Below are 22,954 nucleotides of genomic sequence, written 5' to 3' on the forward strand. Positions count from 1 at the left end.
AATGCTACGAATTTGCTTATAATGTGGAAAAATTGACTAGAAGAGAAGAACAATGAATTTACAGAAACGAATATTTCGCTTGAATATGATGATGCTGGTCCTGTCATTGATAGCCATGCTGGGCGTCAGTGTCTATGTGGTGAACAGCATTTATCGTAGTCAGGGTACTTGGCAATCAACCAGTCAGAAGACAGCTAGCAGTCAGCAAATGCTGGAAAGCTTTTCAGGTACAGATTTTCCAAAATTAGCTGACGATTTAGCATTAAGTGATGCAAAATTATACGTAGAGAGCAATGGTGAAGTCTTATTTTCAAATCTGACAGATGATGCAGATGAGTTGTCAGAAGTGACAGTGTCTGCTACAACCCACACTTCCTATGTAGATGGAGAAATTGTCATTAGTCGCAAGGTCGCAACAGATGGTCAGATTTACTATCTCTATGCCTTGCTAGAGGATATGGAAGAACAGCAAGAAAGTCAGGAATTTCAAGCCTTTCTACTACAACTTTTCTTGGTTGGCGGAGCGGGTATCCTCATAGTTGTGGTGCTGAATTTCTTCTTTACTCGCCGTCTTTTAAGTGTCGTCATGCGGCCTTTGGATGAATTGCATAGCGGTGTAGACCGTATTCAACAGGGAGATTATACAGTACCCCTAGCCTACCAAGGAGATAAGGAATTTGAAGAATTGACCCAAGGGTTCAATCAAATGCAGTCTTTCTTGTTAGCTGCCCATGAGAAAAATCGATTGTATGAGCAAAACCGAACGCAGATGGTCGCAGATATTTCTCATGATTTGCGGACCCCCTTGACTTCAATCAAAGGCTATGCCAAGGGAATTTTGGATGGTATTGCCAATACGGAGGAAAAACGCAATCAGTACCTGACGGTCATTTATCAAAAATCTCAGGTGATGGAGAAGTTACTGGAAAAACTATTTGCATTCTCACAGTTACAAACAGATAAGATGCCTTTTGATAAAGTAAAACTGGATCTAGTTCCATTTTTACAGGAATATGTCAGAGAAAAAACAGCTGAGTTGGCAGATGAAGGTGTTCAGTTCCAACTGGATCTATCTGAACACTTGCCTGTTGAGATAGATCCGACCCAATTCCGTCGGATTTTGGACAATCTGGTTGATAATGCCAGAAAATACGCAGCTGTTCGTCCATTGAAAATAAGCCTTGCTGGTCATCTAGAAGAGCAAGAAGTTGTTTGGACCTTTATGGATAATGGAAAAGGTCTAGAAAAGAATAAACTTAGCTTGATTTTTGAAGAATTTTACAGGGAAGATGATACGCGCCAACAAGTAGAAGGTCATGGTTTAGGTTTAGCTATCGTAAAAAATATTATTGAGAGATTGGGTGGTCGTGTGTCTGTTGAGGCAACTCCAGGGCTTCGATTTACCTTTAGATTACCGAGAAAGGATATGACATGACACGGATTTTAATTGCGGAAGATGATCTAGAAATTGCTTATTTGGAGCGAGATTATCTGGAAATGCAGGGCTACCAAGTTGACTTGGTTCATGATGGAGGACTTGTTGAGGAACAACTCAAAAAAGAGGATTATGCTCTTCTGATGCTAGATGTTATGCTTCCAAACAAAACTGGCTATGATTTATGTCGAGATTTACGGGATAAGGTGGATTTTCCTATCTTGATGGTCACGTCTAAACAAGAAACCATGGATGTGGTGAGAGGCTTGGGATTGGGAGCGGATGATTATATCAGCAAACCCTTTGATCCTATGGAGCTGGTGGCACGTGTTAAGGCCCACTTGGCTCGCTACCAACGTTTCCAAAAGGATGATAGCAGTAATGAATTGATTGTTGGAAATGTGACTATTTTCTTGGATAATTGGAAGGTGACTTTGGATGGTCAAGAACTCAAATTACCCAACCGAGAATTTGAGTTGCTTGTTTATCTGGCAAAGCATCCCAATCGTGTCTTCTCTAAAGACCATCTGTTTGAAACCATTTGGGGATATGATTATGTTGGAGATAGTGCCACAGTGGCTGTCCATATCAATCGTCTGCGAGATAAATTGGGAGCTGATTTAATCGAAACGGTTTGGGGAGCAGGTTATCGTCTTAATGCATAATTTAAAAGTGTTTAAAATTTGTTTATAAAATTTCCCCAAAGTGTTCAAGATTGTCCTCTATAATAGACTTATCAGCAGGAGCTGAAAAATAGATTTAATCAAGAGGGATATAACATGGAAAACAAAAATCAACAAGAAATCATTGAAGTGACAGAAAATCAGAAAACAGGTGCTTGGGAATCTGTGAAAAGTAAGGTTGCAGGTATGAGTAAGAAATCAATTATCTTATTGTCAGTAGGTGCCTTGACCTTGGCAACGATTGGTTTTGTCGCAGGAGAGGTGTATGAAAATAAACTTGATGCTTTGGAGAACCAAATTGAACAACAAGTTGGTATTGTTGATTACGATGATGACAATCAGCAGGTTGTTGCGACCGCTAACTCCTCATCTGTAGCAAGTTCATCATCAGCAACGACAAACGCTGCAACAGTTACTACAAATGCACTGTCAGTTAGTGATCTCGCAGCAAGCTATGGTGTAAAGCTGGTTGACACTTCTGAGTTAGATGGTACTTATACAGCAACATCCGGAAATGACACCTACACCCTGACTGTCAAAGGAAATCAGGCTACCTTGACAGAAGTTGACAACGATGGGGATCAAGACATTGAGCAAGTTATCTTTGATCTAGACAAAAAACTTGCCTATATTGATGGCGAAGCAGATAGCTATAACTTGAGCGGCTCTACACTTACCTTGACAGAAATTGACGCCAATGATACAACCTTAGAGAAACTAACGTTCACGAAACAATAAGAAAAGGACCGCAATGGTCCTTTTTATCTTGACAGGTTTGTCAACTTTCCCCGAAAATTTCTTGTGCGAGGCGACGCCCCGTCGGTGTAGCTGCAAGGCCACCTTCAGCAGTTTCACGGAAGGCAGTTGGTAGAGCTGAACCAACTTGGTACATGGCATTGATGACTTCGTCAACGGGGATTTTGGATTCGATACCTGCTAGTGCCATATCGGCAGCTACCATGGCGTAGCTTGCGCCCATTGCATTACGTTTGACACAAGGGACTTCCACTAGACCAGCGACGGGATCGCAAATCAGACCCAGCATATTTTTAATGACAAAGCAGATGGCTTGGCTAGCTTGATAGGGAGTTCCGCCTGCAGCCAGTGTCAAGGCTGCAGCAGACATAGCAGAGGCAGATCCGACTTCTGCCTGACAGCCTCCTTCTGCACCTGATATAGAGGCATTGTTGGCGATGACCAGACCAAAGGCTCCTGCTGTAAAGAGGAAGTCAAGTTGTTGGTCTTCTGTCAAGTTTAACTTGTCAATGGCAACGCCAAGCACAGCAGGTAAGCAACCAGCAGATCCAGCGGTTGGGGTGGCGCAGACCAAGCCCATTTTGGCGTTCAATTCATTAACGGCCATGGCATTTCTTGCGGCGGATAGGACGGCGGAATCTGATAAGGTATTACCAGATTTCATATAGGCATCTAACTTGGCAGCATCGCCTCCTGTTAAACCAGATACGGATTTGCTTTCAGTAAGTCCATCTACGATGGAGGCTTTCATAACTGTCAAGTTTCTTGACATGATTGTCAAGATTTCTTCGCGGCTACGACCGGTCAATTCAATTTCAGTCGCAATCATGAGTTCAGCTACATTGCCAGAAAACTGTTCGGCTTGCTGAACTAATTCTTCGATAGTATAAAACATGTCTTTCTCTTTCTAGTTGAAGAAGGTTACATTGTGCAGGTGTGGAATTTTTTCAATTTCTGCAATAGAATTTTCACACTGGCGAGCATCCACTTCGATAATCATAATAGCTTTTTCGCCAGCCTGTTCACGTGTCACGTTCATTTGGGCAATGTTGATATTGTATTTTGATAAGATGTCAGTTACCTTGGCAATCATACCTGGAACATCCTGGTGAACAATAATAATAGTTGGCGTATTCATATTGAGATTGACAGAAAAACCGTTGAGTTCTGTTACTTGAATATTTCCTCCACCGATGGAAACGCCAGTGGCTGAGATGGATTTTTTATCGTTTTTTATGATGATTCTGGTGGTATTGGGGTGTGGGGTATTGCTGTCTTTGTTGACACGCCAGTAAACCTTAATGCCTCGTTCTCTTGCAATATCAAGAGAGTCAGGAATGCGGGGATCATCCGTATCCATGCCCAGAATACCTGCCACCAAGGCTACATCCGTACCGTGACCACGATAGGTCTTGGCAAAGGAATTGTAGAGTTGAAATTCCACCTCTGTCGGCTTATCGCCGAAAATTGAAAACACAATTTTCCCAATTCGGACCGCACCAGCTGTGTGACTAGAAGACGGTCCAATCATAACCGGTCCAATGATGTCAAAAACCGATTGAAATTTTAAGTTTGTCATAGTTTTCCTCGCCTTTCATTCTTAGGTATATTATATCAAATTTTCCGGTCAAGGAATATGCTAAGATGAATGGGTTTTCAATGCCAAATTCCTGTTGCTTCTCCCATTTGTGTGATATAATACAAGTTGTTCAAAATCGACCTTCAAATCGTTTTTTGGAAAAAATTTTGAAATACGACCTTCAAATCGTTATTTCTACGAAAAGATGGGAGAAGATTATGTCAACTGACAATTCTAAAACCCGTGTTGTTGTCGGTATGAGTGGCGGTGTGGATTCATCGGTTACGGCTCTCTTGCTCAAGGAGCAGGGCTACGATGTCATCGGCATCTTCATGAAAAACTGGGACGACACGGACGAAAATGGCTTCTGTACAGCAACAGAAGATTACAAAGATGTGGCTGCGGTGGCAGACCAAATCGGCATTCCTTACTACTCTGTCAACTTTGAAAAAGAGTATTGGGACCGCGTATTTGAGTACTTTTTAGCAGAGTATCGGGCTGGCCGCACCCCCAATCCAGATGTCATGTGTAACAAGGAAATCAAGTTTAAGGCCTTCTTGGATTACGCTATGAACTTGGGTGCGGACTATGTGGCGACGGGCCACTACGCTCAGGTGTCACGCGACGAGGACGGTACCGTTCATATGTTACGCGGGGCAGATAATGGCAAGGATCAGACCTACTTCCTCAGCCAACTTTCACAGGAACAGCTGCAGAAAACCATGTTTCCGCTCGGCCATTTACAAAAGCCTCAGGTGAGGGAAATAGCAGAGCGAGCAGGCTTGGCGACAGCTAAGAAGAAAGATTCGACAGGTATCTGCTTTATCGGTGAAAAGAACTTCAAAGAATTTTTAGGGCAGTATTTGCCAGCCCAGCCCGGCCGGATGATGACGGTTGACGGTCGTGATATGGGAGAACATACAGGCCTTATGTACTATACCATTGGTCAGCGGGGCGGGCTTGGTATTGGAGGACAAATCGGTGGGGACAATGAGCCTTGGTTTGTTGTCGGAAAAGACCTGTCAAAAAATATTCTCTATGTCGGTCAAGGCTTCTATCATGAGTCCTTGATGTCAACTTCTTTACAGGCTAGTCAAGTTCACTTTACACGTGATATGCCTGAAGAATTCACACTTGAGTGTACAGCTAAGTTCCGCTACCGTCAACCAGACAGTCAAGTAACTGTCAAGGTGAAAGGGGATAAGGCAGAAGTCATCTTTGCAGAGCCACAGCGGGCCATCACACCAGGACAAGCCGTTGTTTTCTACGAGGGTCAAGAATGCTTGGGTGGCGGCATGATCGACATGGCCTATAAAGATGGAGAGGCTTGTCAGTATATTTAATCAAAAATAAAAGCTTAGCACCCTCATGCTAAGCTTTTTATCTTATCCCCAGAAAGCATCTTCGGCTTTTTGGTCGGCTGAGAAGAGCCAAACTTCCTTGATTTTGCCATCTTCCATACGGAAAAGATCGATGCCATTCATGTTTAGTTCTTCACCATCTGTTCGAGTACCGAGGAATGTTACGTTAGCGGCAACAAGAGTATCATTATCGGATACCCAGTTTGTCACTACTTTGAAAGTTCCATTTGTTTTTTCGGCGAAAGTTGCTAGATGTGCTCCGAGTACTTCCTTACCAATTTTAGCACCAGATGTTGAATGATTTCCGGGTTGATGCCAGATAATGTCATTAGCCATTGTTTCAAAAAGAGCTGCAAAATCACCAGCGATGAGAGCATTGTTATAGGCATTAAAAATTTCCAAGTTTGTTGACATTTGATGTCCTCCAATTTTTTTGATATAGTACAATTATAGTTGAAGCATTCCATTATGCAAGTAGGTACTTTTGCATTCGTTGGTATCAAAAGTGATACTATTGTGATAAATAAAGGAGAATTTTTTTGAAAAAAGTTAGTGAATATGGTATTTGCCCTTTTGCAACAACACAAAAAGTCTTGACTGGTAAGTGGGGATTGGTGATTATCTACCAACTCAGTACAGGAACGAAACGCTTCAATGAATTACAGCGACTGATTCCAGGTATTACTCAAACCATGTTAACAAGGCACCTTAGACAATTGGAGGAGGATCGCATTATTAGTCGCACGGTCTATGCAGAAGTCCCCCCTCGTGTAGAGTATAGCTTGACTGAGATGGGCGAAAAATTTCGTTCGGTACTGGATGCTGTTGAGGCTTGGGGCTTAGAATATATTGAAACGTTAGCGTAACACTAGATTTGAAATTCTACAAATCTTTTGATAGAATAAGAGTAACAATTATCATGATGGTCAAAGCTCATGGGAATTGTAGGCTTTTTTGTCCTGCAATTTTCGAGAGTTTTGGCTATTTTTGTGAAATTAGGAGGAACCATGCCTGTTAAGCTGATTGCCCATGTTTTACTGACTGTTGCAGACAGCCACTTGATAATTCAGCGTTCTCAGATTAAGCGTGGCAAACCCAACGTTTTTCCTCAGTATTGGGATATTCCGGGTGGTCGTGTCGAGGAGAATGAATTCCCTCGTGATGCTGCTGTTCGAGAATGCTATGAAGAAACAGGCATTTCGATAGTCAAGGAAAATTTGACCATTATCCATGAAGATAGTCAGTTTGATAAAGAGAAACAGACGGTGTTTACGAGGCTGGTCTATGAAGTAACACTTCCTGAACAGCCCAAAACAATTCTTCTTGATCCAGAAGAGCATACTGATTTTCTATGGTTTACTAGTCGCGATGAAAACAAGAAAAATTTAGTTCCATATCTCGAAGAAATTTTAGAAAAGAGAAGGAAGAATGGATTTTAGGACTAGAATTGACAATCAGATCTTCGGTGTTCGGGCGACGGCATTGATTATAAAAGACGGGAAAATATTTTTCACCAAGGACGCTAAGGGGCGTTATTATACCATTGGCGGTGCAGTCACAGTCAAGGAAACGGCACAAGATGCGGTTGTTCGAGAAATCAGAGAAGAATTAGGGGTTGACAGCCGTGTCAACCAACTAGCCTTTGTCGTTGAAAATCAGTTTACATATGAAGGAATAGATTTTCACAACATCGAGTTTCATTTTATCGTTGAGCCTACTGGAGAAATGCCTAAAGAGATGATTGAAGATAACTTGAAACAAGCTTGTGAATGGATTGAACTTGACAATCTTGTCAACCTAGATATCGTACCAGCCTTTCTGGCTAAAGAATTGCCAAACTGGAATGGGCAAGTCAAACACATCATGAATATGAAGGAGAAAACAATATGACACACACATTTGCAGAAAACTACGATGTCATCGTGATCGGTGCGGGGCATGCGGGTGTAGAATCAGGCTTGGCTGCCAGTCGAATGGGCTGTAAGACCCTGCTTGCGACGATAAACTTGGATATGGTGGCCTTTATGCCCTGTAATCCCTCTATTGGTGGCTCTGCCAAGGGGATTGTGGTACGAGAAATCGATGCCCTAGGTGGTGAAATGGGCCGCAACATTGACAAGACCTATATCCAGATGAAGATGCTCAATATGGGCAAGGGGCCAGCTGTACGTGCCTTGCGGGCTCAGGCGGACAAGGCAGAATATGCAGCGGAGATGAAGCGGACGGTGGAGCGTCAGGAAAATTTGACCCTGCGTCAAACCATGATAGATGAGATTTTGGTGGAAGACGGCAAGGTTATCGGTGTCCGCACGGCTACCAACCAGAAATTTTCTGCCAAGGCAGTTGTGGTGACGACGGGTACAGCCTTGCGTGGTGAGATTATCATCGGTGACCTAAAGTATTCATCAGGACCTAATAATAGCCTAGCTTCTATCACGCTGGCGGATAATCTAAAAGAATTGGGTCTTGAAATCGGTCGTTTCAAGACAGGAACGCCACCGCGTGTCAATGCTCGCACTATTAACTACGAAGAAACTGAGATTCAGCCAGGCGATGAAAAACCAAACCACTTTTCATTCTTGTCCAAGGATGAGGACTATTTGCAGGACCAAATTCCTTGCTGGTTGACCTATACCAATGCGACCAGCCATGAGATTATCAACAGCAATCTTCATCGGGCACCTATGTTCTCAGGCATTGTCAAAGGGATTGGTCCCCGTTATTGTCCATCTATCGAGGACAAGATTGTTCGTTTTGCCGACAAGGAACGCCACCAGCTTTTCTTAGAGCCAGAAGGTCGCAATACCGATGAAATCTATGTCCAAGGGCTGTCAACCAGCCTGCCAGAAGACGTGCAGCAGGACCTGATCCACTCCATTAAAGGTTTGGAAAATGCCCAGATGATGCGGACTGGCTATGCCATTGAGTACGATATGGTTATGCCTCATCAGTTGCGGGCAACGCTGGAAACCAAGAAGATTTCTGGGCTTTTCACAGCAGGTCAGACCAACGGAACATCAGGTTATGAAGAAGCGGCAGGTCAGGGAATTGTCGCTGGTATCAATGCTGCCCTCAAGGTGCAGGGCAAGCCTGAGCTGATTTTGAAACGAAGCGACGGCTATATCGGTGTCATGATTGATGACCTAGTGACTAAGGGAACGGTGGAGCCTTACCGCCTCTTGACCAGTCGGGCAGAATACCGCCTGATTCTGCGTCATGACAATGCTGATATGCGTCTGACGGAGATCGGTCGTCAGGTAGGCTTGGTGGATGATGAACGCTGGCAGGTTTTCCAGATTCACAAAAATCAATTTGACAATGAAATGAAACGCTTGGAGTCTATCAAACTCAAGCCAATCAAGGAAACCAACGAAAAAGTTGTTGCCATGGGCTTCAAGCCCTTGACAGACGCTTTGACTGCCAAGGAATTCATGCGCCGTCCAGATGTGACTTATGCAGATGCGGTAGCCTTTATCGGTCCCGCGGCAGAGGATTTGGATGCTAAGACCATTGAATTGATTGAAACAGAGGTCAAGTACGAGGGCTATATTGCCAAGGCCTTGGATCAGGTGGAGAAGATGAAACGTATGGAAGAAAAGCGTATTCCAGCCGACATCGACTGGGATGACATTGATTCCATTGCGACTGAGGCTCGACAGAAATTCAAGCTGATTTCACCAGAAACCATTGGCCAGGCTAGTCGGATTTCCGGTGTCAATCCAGCGGACATCTCCATTCTCATGGTCTACTTGGAAGGACGCAGTCGTTCCATTTCTAAAAACAAATCAAAGGACAGTCACTAAGGCTGTTCTTTTACTATATTTAAAGTCATTTGAATTAGCTTTGATACATCGTCACTTTCGGCTGGCAGTACCCTACGAAAGTGACTTGCTTCGCAAGTCCCATTTCCAACCTAGATCAGCCTCTGGGCTGTTCTAGCAACCTACGTCTCAGTTCCTTGTCTGAAAGCTCTTCATTCGACTATACTAGCGAAAACTAGCAATTTCTGGCTATTTGTGGTACAATGGCAGGCAGAGGTTAATGATGAAAAAATTTCGATTTTCGACAATTCATTTTGTCATGATTGGCGTTATCTTGTTTGGCTTGGTGGCTTTGGTTCATCAATTTTCTCCAACAAGTGCCTTTACAATTTTTGCCTTGCTAGTGTGCTTGGTTGTACTGGTTGCCTTATTTATCTATCAGAAACAATCTTATGAGTTTAGTGAACTAGAACAAATTGAATATCTCAATAATCAGGCTAATTCTGGCTTGATGATGCTTTTGGATAAGATGCCAGTCGGAGTAATTAAGGTTCGTCCAGATAGTAATCAAGTGGAGTGGTTCAATCCCTTTGCAGAACTGATTTTTGCCCAGGAAAACGGGGAATTTGATCAGAAAAAACTGCGTGAAATTATTGATGTGGGTTTGGATGAAGACCGTGTTTATGCTAATTTTTCTGGAAAACGCTATCTTGTAAACGTTGATTTTGATCATGGGTTGTTTTATTTCTTTGACGCTTCATCAGAGTATTCAGCAACCAATAGTTTGATTGGCAGTCGTCCAGTTATCGGGATTATTTCCGTTGACAACTACGATGAGCTAGAAGATACAGTGACGGATTCGCAGATTAGTCAGGTCAATTCATTTTTGGCTCAGTTTGTTTCTGATTTCTGCCACGATTACGGTATTTATTACCGTCGTGGAACCATGGATCGTTTTTACTTCTTTACGGATTACTCTGTTTTAGAAATGTTAATTGAAAATAAGTTCTCTGTTATTGATAAATTCCGTGAAGAAGCCAAAAAATTGGAGTTAGGCTTAACGCTTAGTATGGGTCTGGCCTACGGTGATGGCAACCATTATCAGATTGGTCAGGTGGCCCTTCAAAATCTCAACATGGCCGAGGTTCGTGGCGGAGATCAGGTGGTTGTCAAGGAAAATGATGAGAGCAAGCAACCGCTTTTCTTTGGAGGTGGCTCAGCTTCGTCAGTAAAACGTACTCGTACTCGAACGCGTGCTATGATGACAGCTGTCTCTGATAAGCTAAAATCGGTGGATACAGTCTTTGTTGTTGGCCACCGTAATTTGGATATGGATGCTTTAGGTTCAGCAGTCGGGATGCAATATTTTGCTCAAAATATCATGAACAATGCCTATACGGTTTATAATCCTGATGAGATGGCACCAGATATTGCACGGGCCATTAAAAAGTTGAGTGATGAAAATTGTTCGAATCTGATTACTGTTGAGGAAGCCAAGAAAATGGTTACCTTCCAATCCTTGTTAATCATGGTTGACCATTCTAAGATTGGTTTGACCTTGGACAAGGAACTCTATGAGCAATTCAGTCAGGTTGTGATTGTGGATCATCATCGTAGGGATACGGATTTTCCAAGCAATGCTGTATTGACTTATATTGAAAGTGGCGCGAGTTCAGCCAGTGAATTGGTGACGGAGTTGGTGCAATTCCAAAACGATAAACGGCATAAGCTCAATCGTTTGCAATCCAGTTTGTTGATGGCTGGGATTATGCTGGATACCAAGAATTTCACTTCTCGGGTAACCAGTCGGACCTTTGATGTGGCTAGCTATTTGCGTACACGTGGTAGTGATAGTCTTGAAATTCAGCAGATTTCAGCGACAGATTTTGATGCCTATCGTCAAATCAATGAGTTGATTTTGCGTGGTGAGAAGCTGGAGCCCCACATCGTGATTGCCTGCGGTGATGAGGAGTTAGAGTATGACACAATCATTCCTAGTAAGGCAGCTAATACCATATTGGATATGGCTGGCATTGAGGCAGTCTTTGTTGTTACCAAAAATACCAAAGGTTACATAGCCATTTCCGCTAGAAGTCACAGCAAGGTCAATGTTCAGCGGATTATGGAAGAAATGGGGGGCGGTGGTCACTTTAATTTGGCTGCAGCTCAGGTCTATGACCAAACCCTTGAACAAGTTAAGGAAAACCTCATCAGTAAAATTTATGAGGAAATTAAAGAAAGTAAGGTGTAGTAAATGAAAGTTATCTTTTTAGCAGATGTAAAAGGTCAGGGGAAAAAAGGTGAAATCAAGGAAGTTCCAACAGGTTATGCCCAAAACTTCTTGATTAAGAAAAATTTGGCTAAAGAAGCTACAACCCAAGCAATCAGCGCCCTACGTGGTCAAGAAAAGTCTAAAGCTAAGGCACATGCAGAAATGATTGCTGAAGCAGAGGCTATCAAGGCTAAGTTGGCAGAAGAAGCTACGTTAGTGAAATTTGTCGAAAAAGTTGGTCCAGATGGTCGTACATTTGGTTCGATTACTAGCAAGAAGATTGCTGAAGAGTTGGAAAAACAATTTGGTATTAAGATTGACAAACGTCATATCCAATTGGACCACCCAATTCGTGCCCTTGGTTTGATTGATGTACCAGTCAAAATTTATCAAGATGTGACAGGTGTCATCAATTTGAGCATTAAGGAAGCTTAGAAGAATTAACAGCATCAGTGAGGAGGTGAAATCTTGGCAGACTTAGATGAATTGCGGGTGCAACCGCAGGATATTTTGGCTGAACAGTCGGTCTTGGGAGCTATTTTCCTGGATGAAGGCAAGTTGGTCTTTGTTCGTGAATATATCGAGGCAGAGGATTTTTTCAAGCATGCCCATAAGCTGATTTTCAAAGCCATGATTGCCCTTTCTGATAAGAATGAAGCCATTGATGCGACCACCATGCGGAACTATTTGGTCAACCATGGTGATTTGGAAAATATCGGTGGTTTGGCATACTTGGCTGAAATTATCAGTTCCGTACCGACGGCGGCCAATGCGGAATTCTATGCCAAGATTGTTGCTGAAAAATCAAATCTCCGTAAGTTGATTGCTCGTTTGACGGATGCAGTTAATCAGGCTTATGAGGGTGCGGATGGTTCAGATGACATTATCGCCAATGCTGAAAAAGCCCTAATTGATGTAAGCGAAGGTGCTAGTCGAAGTGGTTTCAAGCGGATTGATGATGTTTTGAATATCAACTTTGACAATCTTGAAACCCGTGCCAAGCAGACATCGGACATTACAGGTATTGCGACTGGCTATCCTGCCCTCGATGCTATGACAACGGGTCTGCATGAGGAAGAGCTGATTATTCTTGCGGCTCGTCCTGCGGTTGGTAAGACGGCCTTTGCTCTCAATATTGCTCAGAATATTGGTACAAAATTAGGTTTGACCGTCGCCATCTTTTCTTTGGAGATGGGTGCGGAGAGCTTGGTGGACCGTATGTTGGCTTCTGAGGGAGTTATCAATTCGCGTTCCATTCGTACGGGTCATTTGACGCAGGAAGAGTGGAACAAGTATATGGTGGCTCAGGCCAATTTGGCTCGGGCAAGCATCTACATTGATGATACACCTGGTATCAAGATTACAGAAATCCGTTCGCGGTCACGAAAGTTGGCTCAGGAAACTGGAAATCTGGGCTTGATCTTGATTGACTATCTCCAGTTGATTACTGGAACTGGTCGTGAAAACCGGCAACAAGAGGTTTCGGAGATTTCCCGTCAGTTGAAGATTTTGGCTAAGGAATTGAAAGTTCCAGTTATCGCCCTTAGTCAGTTGTCGCGTGGTGTGGAGCAACGTCAGGACAAGCGTCCCGTCTTGTCCGATATTCGTGAATCTGGGTCTATCGAGCAGGATGCGGATATCGTTGCCTTCTTATATCGTGATGATTACTATGAGCGTGGTGAGCAGGAAGAGGGTGCTATTCCTAACAATACGGTTGAAGTCATCATCGAGAAAAACCGTTCCGGTGCGCGTGGTACCGTGGAATTGATGTTCCAAAAAGAATACAATAAATTTGCAAGTATTTCCAAGAGAGAGGATGGATAGAGAATGAGTGATGCATTTACAGATGTTGCTAAGATGAAGCAAATCAAACAAGATATTAAAGACCACGAGGGACAAATTGTCGAGTTGACCCTTGAAAATGGTCGGAAGCGTGAGAAAAATAAGCAAGGTCGGATTACAGAAGTTTATCAGTCTTTGTTTATCGTTGAATTTGAAGATCCAAACAATACTTTTGTAGAATCTTATACCTACTCGGATGTATTGACGGAGAAAATCTTAATTCATTACTTGGATTAGGAATGGGAGCCTGTGTTTGCAGGCTTTTTTGTATGCTTTAACCAAACTATATATTGACTAAGATAAAGCAGTGTGTTACAATATTAGTACATAAAAACGTTTTCAATAACATTTGTGTGCGAGATAGAAAGGAGTTTGTATGGACTTGCAATGGTTTACATTTTTGGCTCTGTTTGCTGAGGGGCTTTTGTCTTTTCTTTCTCCCTGTGTTCTGCCAATTCTCCCTATCTATATTAGTTTGTTGGCAGGTGGAGCTGAAGGGAAAGAGGGGGAGAGAAATGTCCTGGTTAATACGCTGAGTTTTGTGGTTGGGATTGCTGTGACCTTCTTCTTATTAGGCTTTGCCTCTAGTTTACTGAGCAGGGTCTTACAAGCCAATGCTCAAGTCTTGCAAATCATCAGTGGTCTGCTGATTATTCTCATGGGGATTTTGCAGTTGGGCTGGTTCAATATTCCCATGTTGGAGCGTGAATTTTCTGCGAGAAACAAGGTCTATCAGGCAGGGAAACAGGTCACTCCTTTTTTAGCTTTTTTGATGGGCTTTACCTTTAGTTTTTCTTGGACACCATGTATCGGTCCGATTCTGGCTTCTGTATTTATCTATGCTAGCAGTCAGGAGGGCTGGTTGAGTGGTATCTTGCTGTTGGTTTATTGTCTTGGTTTTATTCTTCCCTTTATTTTGGTTGCCTTTTTTTCTCAGAAAATGTTGGCTTTCTTCAAGAATAATCGGCACTATTTGGCTTGGACCAAGCGTATTTCAGGTTATCTATTGCTCTTGATTGGCTTGAGTATTTTAACAGGTTTCTTCCAGCATCTTGTTCGTTTTTTCCAGTAGGATAGAAAGGATTTGTTTATGAAAAAGTTGCTATCTATTATCGCTTGCTTACTTGCTTCCTGTTTTGTGTTGACGGCTTGTTCTTTGTTACCATTGGTAAGTCCGTCTTCTACGGAGTCAACTTTACAGGCTAATCAACCTGTCACGCTAGATTTTTCCCTAAAGGATAAGGATGGAAATGATGTCAATCTGGCAGATTACAAGGGGAAGAAGATTTATATCAATGTTTGGGCGACCTGGTGTGGTCCTTGTCAGAGAGAAATCCCAGAATTGGAGGAGGTCTATCAAGAGTATAAGGATAAGGAAGATTTTGTCTTTTTGTCGATTACGTCACCTGAGGATGCTGAGTTTGAGAATACCAATCCTGCGGATGTGAGCAAGGCTGAGATTTTAGAGAAGGCTAGTGAGCTAGGGGCGACTTATCCTGTCTTGTTTGATACAAAAGATCAGGCGATGACACAGTTTGGCATTGCTGCTTTTCCGACTCATATCCTCATAAATAGTGATGGAACCCTCAAGGTTTCCTTTGCAGGACAGGTTCAAAAGGATAAATTGGTCCAACTATTGGAAGAAATGCAATAAGAAGGATGAAAAAGGCTTTACAGAGCCTTTTTTTTGTGCTATACTAACCTTTGTGCGAAATAACAGCAGAGCAAAATGAAGCTCGTCAACAGAAGGTCAGCAAGAAGAGTAATCGTTGCTGTTTCGATGAAGGCCTCCTGCACGAATCAGGTTTGCTTAAAACGTTATTTCCTACAATAATATTTTTTATTTTAGGAGGACATAACTATGTCACGTTATACAGGACCATCTTGGAAACAAGCTCGTCGTCTTGGCTTGTCATTGACAGGTACAGGTAAAGAATTGGCACGTCGTAACTACGTACCAGGTCAACACGGACCAAACAACCGTTCTAAATTGTCAGAATACGGTTTGCAATTGGCTGAGAAACAAAAATTGCGTTTCTCTTACGGTTTGGGTGAAAAACAATTCCGTAACTTGTTCGTACAAGCTACTAAAATCAAACAAGGTACTCTTGGTTTCAACTTCATGCTTCTTTTGGAGCGTCGTTTGGATAACGTCGTTTACCGTCTTGGTTTGGCAACTACTCGTCGTCAAGCACGTCAATTCGTAAACCACGGTCACATCCTTGTTGACGGCAAACGCGTTGATATCCCATCATTCCGCGTTGAAGTTGGTCAAGTTATCTCAGTTCGTGAGAAGTCAATCAAAGTTCCAGCTATCCTTGAAGCTGTTGAAGCAACTCTTGGCCGTCCAGCTTTCGTATCATTCGATGCTGAAAAGCTTGAAGGTTCATTGACTCGCTTGCCAGAACGCGACGAAATCAACCCAGAAATCAACGAAGCTCTTGTCGTAGAATTCTACAACAAAATGCTTTAATTTTAAGAAATATCTTACAGAAAGCCTACAACAGTGGGCTTTTTGCTTTGTCTTAAAATGTTGATTTCTGGGTTTGCTCCCCTTTTTGCTTCCTATATGGAGATAGTGGAAGCATCCAAGTCCTATAGTCATTTTAATGAACTTTGATACATCGTCACTTACGGTTTGCCCTACTTCTACGAAAGTGATTTGCTTCGAATGTCTTATTTCCAACCTAGAACAGGCTTTAGACTATTCTAGCAACCTGCACCTCGGTTCCTTGTCTGAATGCTCTTCATTTGATTATATTATAGAATACCTTAATAAAGCTAGTTAGACAAAAATGTCCTGTAGAAAAATAATCCTTTTCGATAAACTTAAACCATCAACCAAAGGAGATTATAAGATGGAATTTGAAAAGGTCTATGATAGTGTAAAAGGAATTGTTAACAAGGCTCGAAAAGAGTTTTATATCAAGCTGTGGGACAGAGATGATTGGGAACAGGAAGGCATGATGACATTGTTTGAATTATTGGAAGACCAGCCGTGGTTGCTCGGTGAGCAGGCTCAACTATATTGTTACTTCAAGGTCAAATTCCGAAATCGGATAAAGGACCGTGTTCGCAAACAGGAAAGTCAAAAGCGCAAGTTTGACCGTATGCCTCATGAGGACATCCACGACCTATCGCATATGATCCAATCACCTGGTTTGGTTAATGATGAATTGTTGATGTTGAGAGGTGCCTTGAGAGACTATCGGAAAAATCTATCCATGGACCAACTGGAAAATTATGAAAAATTGATAAGTGGACAATGCTTCAATGGTCGTAGGAATATGCTTCGGGATCTGCAAATACATTTAAAGGATTTTCGATGAGGAAGCACCAGGACCATGATTTTATAAAGGTTATCCACAGGAAAATAAAGAATTCCACAACTTATCCACAACTTGTTGATAAGTTGGTTAGGTTTGGTCTTTAAAACAAAAATGCCCAGCAACTTTCTTGAAAATATGATAAAATAGTAACAAATTGTGTCAAATGGAGAGAAAGATGACCTTACTGAGTATTGCCATTCCGAGCTATAATTCGGAGGCCTACCTTCATTACTGTGTTCATTCCCTTGTAATGGGAGGTGACAAGGTTGAAATTCTGATTATTAACGACGGGTCGACCGATCGGACTCAGGAAATCGCTGAGGGACTAGAGAATCAATTTTCAAACGTACGTGCCATCTATCAGGACAATAAGGGCCATGGCGGAGCTGTTAATACAGGGATACGTGAGGCTAAGGGGAAGTACTTTAAAGTTGTAGATTCAGATGACTGGGTCGATACCAGGGCCTATTTGAAGATTTTGGAAAGTTTACAGGCCTTGGAAGATGAAAACACACCTGTTGATGCCTTCATTTCCAACTTTGTTTACGAAAAAGAAGGGCAGTCTCGGAAGAAATCCATGTCCTATCAGGATGTCTTGCCAGAAAATCGGATTTTCGGTTGGGAAGATGTAGGTGCCTTTTCTAAGGGTCAGTACATGATGATGCATTCCCTGATTTACAGGACAGATTTATTGCGTGAGGTTGGTCTCGTTCTACCAGAGCATACCTTCTATGTGGATAATATTTTCGTATTTACTCCTTTGCAGGCTGTGAAAACCATGTTCTATCTGCCAGTAGATTTTTATCGGTACTTTATTGGTCGAAATGACCAGTCTGTCAATGAATCTGTCATGATTAAGCGCATTGACCAGCAGTTAAAAGTCAATCGGATTTTAGTGGATGATTTAGACTTGGAGGCGATTGATAATCCTGATTTACGAAGTTATTTGCTCAATCATGTGGAAATTACCACCATCATCTCCTGTGCTCTTCTCAATCGTGCTGGAACAGCTGAACACATGATGAAAAAACAGGAATTATGGCACTATATTCGAGATAACAATCCAGCTCTCTTTAAAATCGTTCGAAAAGGGTTACTCGGACAATTAACTAACTTATACGGTTACCCAGGTCGAAAAATTTCCAATGCAGTCTATAAAATCGCGAAAAGAATTTATGGTTTTAACTAAAACTCAGTTTCGGCTGAGTTTTTCTTATCGGTCTTCTAGTTAGTAGTAGCTGCTTAAAAAATAAAAGTAGGATGGTTGACATTTATAAACGACAAGTGTAGAATATTAGAGAAAGAAGAGAGGAATTCGAGTATGAATGAATTAAAACGTCTACCAGATACAGAATTTTCTGTACTAAGAACCATTTGGCACCTGCCAAATCCAGTAACTTCTGCTCAAATCATTAGCAATTTGGGTGAGGAGAATCATTGGAAACCCCAAACCTTATTGACTATTCTTGCGCGCTTGACGGAAAAAGGTTTTTTGAAGAGTGAGCGAAATGGTCGGGAACGTCATTATACGGCCATTGTGTCTGAAGAAGAATATATGGCGGTTGAAACATCAAATTTTTTAGACCGTTACCAGGGGAATTCACTTGGTGGTTTGGTCAAAACCCTCTTCTCCTCCAATGCTTTGTCAGCCGATGAACTGGATGAGTTAAGGAGCTTGTTAAATAAATAATATATAGTTGGAGATTTGAAATGTCATCACTCATCTTACGCTTTTTCTTAATGAGCCTCTACAAATCGGCCCTGATTTTAGTGGTTAGCGGCCTGTTTATCTTATTAAAAAACAGGGTTTCAGCTAGGGTTCGGTACTTGACCTGGTTGGTCTTGTTAGCCAGTCTGATTTTTCCTTTCAGACCTCGCTTTGGTTCGGGCTTGGTAACCATTGAACACAGTCCAAAGGCAGTATCGACTGCTGTTGAAATGACAGGTACCGTAGCTAGTTCAGTAACCGCTAGTCAACCAAGTTTGTTGGATCTCTTTCTCGGTTTGCCTTGGTTGCAGATTTTCTTGTTTGTCTGGTTCCTAGGTTTTGTGGTGGTGATTGGACGTTCGATCTTTGCCTATGTAAAATTCAGTAATCTTTTGAAGAGATGGGGGACGCCTATTTCTGATTTGAGAATTTTAGAAACTTTTTATATCATCAAAGAAGAGTTTGGTATTAAAAAGGATATTCGTCTGTTCCACTATCCACAGGTTTCCAGTCCTATGATTTTTGGTCTGCGTCATCCGATTGTCTTGTTGCCAGCGACGGACTATACGGATGAAGAGCTGGATCTAATCTTTGAACATGAGTTGACCCACTACAAGCATAGGGATATTTATGTCAATCTCTTGGTCTTGCTTGTAAAGGCTGCGCACTGGTTTAATCCCATTGTGGCCTTTGCCTGCAAGGAAGTACAGGAAGCTGCAGAAAGTTACTGTGATCATAGCGTTCTCAACCAACGCGATCAATCCTACCGTTCTTTCTATGGTGAAACCATTATCACCATGATTCACAAGAGCCAACAGCCTGTTCTGCTTTCTAGTTGCTTCTATTCAAACAAGTTTAACCTCAAGCGTCGTATTATTGCGATCATGGATAACCGTATTCCCATGCGTTCACTTGGCTTGTTGGTGACAACTTTTATGACTCTTGCCCTGGTCTTTTCAGGTTCCATTTTTGTGGTGGCAATGACAGAAGATCAAGTTAATCAGGTTATTCAAGAGGAAGGTTTGACCGATAAGCAAGCCTTAGAGGCGGCACTAAAAGACCAGAACTTCAAGCAAACAGATGTTAAAGATGTTAAGGTGACAGAGGGAGCGGATTACTGTTTGGTTGAATTTTCTAAGGGGGAAACGCGTTACCATATCCAAGTTGATAAATTGACCAAACAGGTAAGGAAAGTGGAAAAAGAAACCTTGAAACTTGTGTCATCATCATCTTCAACGACAAAATCTTCATCAACAACCACAACGACTACAAAGGCATCTTCAACTGCAACCAGCACAGCAAGCTCCACGATAGCGACTACAACAACCACAACAAATGCTGGTAATGCTGGAGTGACTTCAAATGGTTCTGCAACTACTAATTCTCAAGCTCCAGCCTCAAGTGTAGTGGAAACGCCTGTAGTTACTGAAACTCCAACCACAACCTATACCCCTCCGGCTACAACATCTACTCCAACCACGACTTACACCCCTCCGGCGACAACCTATACTCCTCCGGCTACCTACACACCGCCTGTAGACACCAGTGACGATGTAGATGTCAGCGATGATACAGATGATGTAGATACCAGTGATGATACAGATGATTCTGATGACTAACCCCAAGCACCTCTGATTAGAGGTGTTTTTTGATATACTTGCATAGCATAATCATTGTGTAATATGAGAATAGGTGAGCTACCACGGTATTTTTTTTACTCTTAGAAGACAATCTTTAAAAAATTTTTACTTTTTTGAGTTTTTAGGCTTGACTTTTTAAAACGACAAGTGTAGAATATATTTATACTACAGTTGTAGAAAATGAGTGGGTGACCACTCTATTCTAAAATTCAAAAAACGACAAATGTAGAAAAAACAAAAAAAATGGAGTTTATTATGAAACACTTGAGAACTTTAGCATTTACAGCACTAGTAGCAGCAACTCTTGGCTTGCAACAAACAGCATCAGCTGCTCAAATTAAAACCATCGACTCTGCCAAAACAATCGTTCTAAAAGATTTGGGTTTAAAAGCGAATCAAGTTCGCTTCAAGGAAGTTGACTTTGAAAAAGGCATTTATGAGATTGATGTCGTTGCTAATAATGTTGAATACGATTACGATATCCAAGCTAGCACAGGCAAGATTCTTAAGAAAAAGTCTAAGACTTTAGCCCCTAAAAAGACTACAGCTCAACCTACTCAACCAAAGAAAACAACAGTTTCCGTAACGATTTCAATGGAACAGGCAAAAAATATTGCCTTGAAAGATGCAGGTTTGGCAGCCAATAAGGTTCGCTTCAAAGAAGTTGACTTAGAAAAGGGTGTTTACGAAGTTGATTTTGTTGCGAACAATCTTGAGTATGATTATGATATCAATGGTTTGACAGGAAAAATTATCAAGAAAAAGACAAAATCAGTAGCCGTTAAACCAGCAGCTCCAAAGAAAAATCCGGTAGTGGTAACACAGCCTAAGAAAGTTTCAGTAGTGCCAACACTTTCAGTAGAACAAGTGAAAACAATTGTTTTGAAAGATTTAGGTTTGGCAGCCAATAAAGTTCGCTTCAAAGAAGTTGACCTTGAAAAAGGTATCTATGAAGTTGAAGCTATCGCCAACAACTCTGAATTTGACTATAAGATTAATGGAACAACTGGTCAAATTGTGAAGAAAAAAGTAGAGGCAAAAAAAGGCTGGTAATAGATAAGAGTTACAAGAGTGGGGAACCGCTCTTCTCTTAACCGCTTAAAACGACAAATGTAGAATAGAGAAAAAGATGAAAGAAACAGTACAAACCAAATTTAAACGTATCGAAACAAAATATATCCTTGACCGCCACCAACTAGCAGCCGTTATGGCAGAGCTACAGGCCCATGTTGTGAAGGACGATTATCCAACCTCAACCATTACCAACATTTACTTTGATACCAATGAGTATCGAATGATTCAAGATTCAGCGGAGCGCTTGTGGAAGCGTGAGAAGATCCGTATGCGGACCTACGATGCCCAGCCACACGCAGATAGTCAAGTCTTTTTGGAAATCAAGAAAAAGGAAAATGGTGTTGGTTTGAAGGATCGCTTGACATCAAAACCAGCCTCTGTATTGAAATTTATGAGCCACAACCTAGTAGACGAAACCATCAGCAATCCTGTGCTTTTGGAAACCATGGCAGAGCTACGCGAGCGTTATGGCAAGATTGAGCCGATGATGTATATTTACTATGATCGTTTTTCAATGAAGGGGATTGAGGATAAAAAGGTTCGTATTACCATTGACCAAAATATTCTTTACCGTCATTACGATGTGGATTTATTTGCAGGAAAGTATGGTTATCCTTTGCTAGAGGATGATCAAGTTATTATGGAAATCAAGGTGCCTGAAACCTACCCAGAATGGCTTCAAGCCATTATTGATCAGTATGGTCTGGAGCGCGTGTCATTTTCTAAATATGGGACAGCCCACCGTAAGTTAGTAGAAAGTCAAGAAGAGGACATTATCTTTGAAAGAGCAATTGTTTAAAAGTATCTTTGAAAGCAATACAGGACCTGCAGAGCCCTCTATGCTGGCAACCAGTTTAGTGGTTAGCTTGGTTCTAGGTCTGATTATTGCCGTAGTTTATAAATACAAGACCCTTTATTCTAAGGAATTTGTGATTACCTTGACGGTTCTCCCAGTTCTCATGACCATGATTATTTTTATGGTCAATGGAAACTTGGGAACCAGTGTGGCGATTGCAGGGACCTTTGGGATGATTCGTTTTCGTTCGGCAGCAGGTGGAGCTAAGGAACTCTTGATGGTCTTTATTGCAACAGGTATTGGCCTGGCCTGCGGTATGGGATTTATCATCCTAGCAACGATTTTTACGCTCTTTGTTTGCCTAGTCTTGCTATTCTTGGAGAATTCTTCCTTTGCGGCAGTTAGTCAAACCAGACGGAATATCACCATTCGCGTGCCAAGGGAGTTGGATTATGAACTGCTATTTGAAGCTACTTTTATCAATGCATGTAAGTATGTAGAATTGGTCAGCATTAAGAATATTAAAAAAAGCAATAGCCTGGAATTAGTCTACAATGTTGATTTGGATGCGAATTTGTCCGACAAGCAGGTGATTGACACCTTGCTCAGTATCAATGATTCTATTGAAATTAGCATCAGCAAGTTGGCACAAAAGAAGAAAACTTTATAAGAGGGTGAGAGATTGGCAACAATCTCTTTTTTCGTATATAATGAAGTC

Annotated in this window: 25 protein-coding genes; 22 read left to right on the plus strand and 3 right to left on the minus strand. The window is 41.8% G+C overall.

The features are described 5' to 3' along the window. The first annotated feature begins 52 nt into the window (after window positions 1-52). The 3 genes from C1E58_RS10315 to C1E58_RS10325 all read left to right on the plus strand — a co-directional run bounded on the left by C1E58_RS10315 (window position 53) and on the right by C1E58_RS10325 (window position 2,856). Window positions 53-1,435 (plus strand): sensor histidine kinase, encoded by a 1,383-nt coding sequence (locus tag C1E58_RS10315; protein WP_105210276.1) that lies wholly within the window; start codon window positions 53-55, stop codon window positions 1,433-1,435. After that, entirely contained in the window at window positions 1,432-2,100 is a 669-nt protein-coding gene (locus C1E58_RS10320) for a response regulator transcription factor (RefSeq protein WP_105114088.1), read from the plus strand. The genes C1E58_RS10315 and C1E58_RS10320 overlap by 4 nt, the downstream gene beginning before the upstream one ends. A gap of 114 nt (window positions 2,101-2,214) precedes the next feature. Beyond that, window positions 2,215-2,856 carry a hypothetical protein gene (locus C1E58_RS10325; RefSeq protein WP_105210277.1) on the plus strand — a complete coding sequence of 214 codons (642 nt, stop codon included), beginning with the start codon at window positions 2,215-2,217 and terminating at the stop codon, window positions 2,854-2,856. A gap of 40 nt (window positions 2,857-2,896) precedes the next feature. On the opposite strand, the gene sdaAA is transcribed toward C1E58_RS10325, so the two are convergent. Both sdaAA and sdaAB read right to left on the minus strand, forming a co-directional pair. Further along, window positions 2,897-3,769 carry an L-serine ammonia-lyase, iron-sulfur-dependent, subunit alpha gene (sdaAA, locus tag C1E58_RS10330; protein ID WP_105210278.1) on the minus strand — a complete coding sequence of 291 codons (873 nt, stop codon included), beginning with the start codon at window positions 3,767-3,769 and terminating at the stop codon, window positions 2,897-2,899. Window positions 3,770-3,781: 12 nt separating this feature from the next. Further along, complete coding sequence (gene sdaAB, locus C1E58_RS10335; protein WP_105210279.1) at window positions 3,782-4,453, minus strand: L-serine ammonia-lyase, iron-sulfur-dependent subunit beta; 672 nt, start codon at window positions 4,451-4,453, stop codon at window positions 3,782-3,784. 218 nt (window positions 4,454-4,671) lie between these two features. Between sdaAB and mnmA the strand changes: the two genes are divergently transcribed. Then, window positions 4,672-5,796 (plus strand): tRNA 2-thiouridine(34) synthase MnmA, encoded by a 1,125-nt coding sequence (mnmA, locus tag C1E58_RS10340; RefSeq protein ID WP_105210280.1) that lies wholly within the window; start codon window positions 4,672-4,674, stop codon window positions 5,794-5,796. Window positions 5,797-5,838: 42 nt separating this feature from the next. Here mnmA and C1E58_RS10345 read toward each other — a convergent pair whose 3' ends face one another. Further along, window positions 5,839-6,228 carry a nuclear transport factor 2 family protein gene (locus C1E58_RS10345; protein WP_024389859.1) on the minus strand — a complete coding sequence of 130 codons (390 nt, stop codon included), beginning with the start codon at window positions 6,226-6,228 and terminating at the stop codon, window positions 5,839-5,841. A 125-nt stretch (window positions 6,229-6,353) separates the two neighbouring features. Here C1E58_RS10345 and C1E58_RS10350 point away from each other — a divergent pair, with 125 nt between their 5' ends. The 18 genes from C1E58_RS10350 (at window position 6,354) to C1E58_RS10440 (ending at window position 22,906) form a co-directional block, all read left to right on the plus strand. Further along, window positions 6,354-6,680, plus strand: coding sequence for a winged helix-turn-helix transcriptional regulator (locus C1E58_RS10350; protein ID WP_014638837.1), 327 nt, complete (start codon window positions 6,354-6,356; stop codon window positions 6,678-6,680). Between the two features lie 141 nt (window positions 6,681-6,821). After that, window positions 6,822-7,253 (plus strand): NUDIX hydrolase, encoded by a 432-nt coding sequence (locus C1E58_RS10355; protein WP_105210281.1) that lies wholly within the window; start codon window positions 6,822-6,824, stop codon window positions 7,251-7,253. Next, window positions 7,243-7,704, plus strand: a complete 462-nt coding sequence (locus C1E58_RS10360) for an NUDIX hydrolase (RefSeq protein WP_105210282.1) — start codon at window positions 7,243-7,245, stop codon at window positions 7,702-7,704. Before C1E58_RS10355 ends, C1E58_RS10360 begins: the two co-directional genes overlap by 11 nt. Then, entirely contained in the window at window positions 7,701-9,617 is a 1,917-nt protein-coding gene (mnmG, locus tag C1E58_RS10365; protein WP_105210283.1) for a tRNA uridine-5-carboxymethylaminomethyl(34) synthesis enzyme MnmG, read from the plus strand. The genes C1E58_RS10360 and mnmG overlap by 4 nt, the downstream gene beginning before the upstream one ends. 241 nt (window positions 9,618-9,858) lie before the next feature. Beyond that, window positions 9,859-11,826: a DHH family phosphoesterase gene (locus C1E58_RS10370; protein WP_105210284.1), complete on the plus strand. Its 1,968-nt coding sequence runs from the start codon at window positions 9,859-9,861 to the stop codon at window positions 11,824-11,826. Window positions 11,827-11,829: 3 nt separating this feature from the next. Then, window positions 11,830-12,282, plus strand: a complete 453-nt coding sequence (gene rplI / locus C1E58_RS10375) for a 50S ribosomal protein L9 (protein ID WP_105125009.1) — start codon at window positions 11,830-11,832, stop codon at window positions 12,280-12,282. A gap of 33 nt (window positions 12,283-12,315) precedes the next feature. Next, the gene (dnaB, locus tag C1E58_RS10380; protein WP_105118840.1) at window positions 12,316-13,671 is read left to right on the plus strand and encodes a replicative DNA helicase; all 1,356 of its coding nucleotides are present in this window, start codon (window positions 12,316-12,318) and stop codon (window positions 13,669-13,671) included. Between the two features lie 3 nt (window positions 13,672-13,674). Then, the gene (locus C1E58_RS10385) at window positions 13,675-13,926 is read left to right on the plus strand and encodes a Veg family protein (RefSeq protein WP_105114079.1); all 252 of its coding nucleotides are present in this window, start codon (window positions 13,675-13,677) and stop codon (window positions 13,924-13,926) included. A gap of 139 nt (window positions 13,927-14,065) precedes the next feature. Continuing rightward, window positions 14,066-14,761 carry a cytochrome c biogenesis CcdA family protein gene (locus tag C1E58_RS10390; RefSeq protein ID WP_105210285.1) on the plus strand — a complete coding sequence of 232 codons (696 nt, stop codon included), beginning with the start codon at window positions 14,066-14,068 and terminating at the stop codon, window positions 14,759-14,761. A gap of 18 nt (window positions 14,762-14,779) precedes the next feature. Further along, window positions 14,780-15,343 carry a TlpA family protein disulfide reductase gene (locus tag C1E58_RS10395; protein WP_105210286.1) on the plus strand — a complete coding sequence of 188 codons (564 nt, stop codon included), beginning with the start codon at window positions 14,780-14,782 and terminating at the stop codon, window positions 15,341-15,343. Between the two features lie 207 nt (window positions 15,344-15,550). Then, a complete protein-coding gene (gene rpsD / locus C1E58_RS10405; protein WP_024407736.1) occupies window positions 15,551-16,162 on the plus strand; it encodes a 30S ribosomal protein S4 in 612 nt (203 codons plus the stop codon). Between the two features lie 385 nt (window positions 16,163-16,547). Further along, a complete protein-coding gene (locus C1E58_RS10410) occupies window positions 16,548-17,018 on the plus strand; it encodes a sigma-70 family RNA polymerase sigma factor (RefSeq protein ID WP_105210287.1) in 471 nt (156 codons plus the stop codon). Between the two features lie 175 nt (window positions 17,019-17,193). Continuing rightward, window positions 17,194-18,207, plus strand: coding sequence for a glycosyltransferase family 2 protein (locus tag C1E58_RS10415; RefSeq protein ID WP_161951307.1), 1,014 nt, complete (start codon window positions 17,194-17,196; stop codon window positions 18,205-18,207). Window positions 18,208-18,339: 132 nt separating this feature from the next. Further along, window positions 18,340-18,708, plus strand: coding sequence for a BlaI/MecI/CopY family transcriptional regulator (locus tag C1E58_RS10420; protein ID WP_105114073.1), 369 nt, complete (start codon window positions 18,340-18,342; stop codon window positions 18,706-18,708). A gap of 20 nt (window positions 18,709-18,728) precedes the next feature. Continuing rightward, window positions 18,729-20,345 (plus strand): M56 family metallopeptidase, encoded by a 1,617-nt coding sequence (locus C1E58_RS10425; RefSeq protein WP_105114072.1) that lies wholly within the window; start codon window positions 18,729-18,731, stop codon window positions 20,343-20,345. 276 nt (window positions 20,346-20,621) lie between these two features. Then, window positions 20,622-21,419 carry a PepSY domain-containing protein gene (locus C1E58_RS10430; RefSeq protein ID WP_161951308.1) on the plus strand — a complete coding sequence of 266 codons (798 nt, stop codon included), beginning with the start codon at window positions 20,622-20,624 and terminating at the stop codon, window positions 21,417-21,419. Window positions 21,420-21,495: 76 nt separating this feature from the next. Beyond that, window positions 21,496-22,239 carry a polyphosphate polymerase domain-containing protein gene (locus tag C1E58_RS10435; RefSeq protein ID WP_105114070.1) on the plus strand — a complete coding sequence of 248 codons (744 nt, stop codon included), beginning with the start codon at window positions 21,496-21,498 and terminating at the stop codon, window positions 22,237-22,239. Continuing rightward, on the plus strand, window positions 22,220-22,906 hold the full coding sequence (locus C1E58_RS10440; protein ID WP_238142275.1) for a DUF4956 domain-containing protein: 687 nt from the start codon (window positions 22,220-22,222) through the stop codon (window positions 22,904-22,906). Before C1E58_RS10435 ends, C1E58_RS10440 begins: the two co-directional genes overlap by 20 nt. The last annotated feature ends 48 nt before the right edge of the window (window positions 22,907-22,954 follow it).

The organism is Streptococcus suis (assembly GCF_002964575.1).
Classification (GTDB): Bacteria; Bacillota; Bacilli; order Lactobacillales; family Streptococcaceae; genus Streptococcus; species Streptococcus suis_R.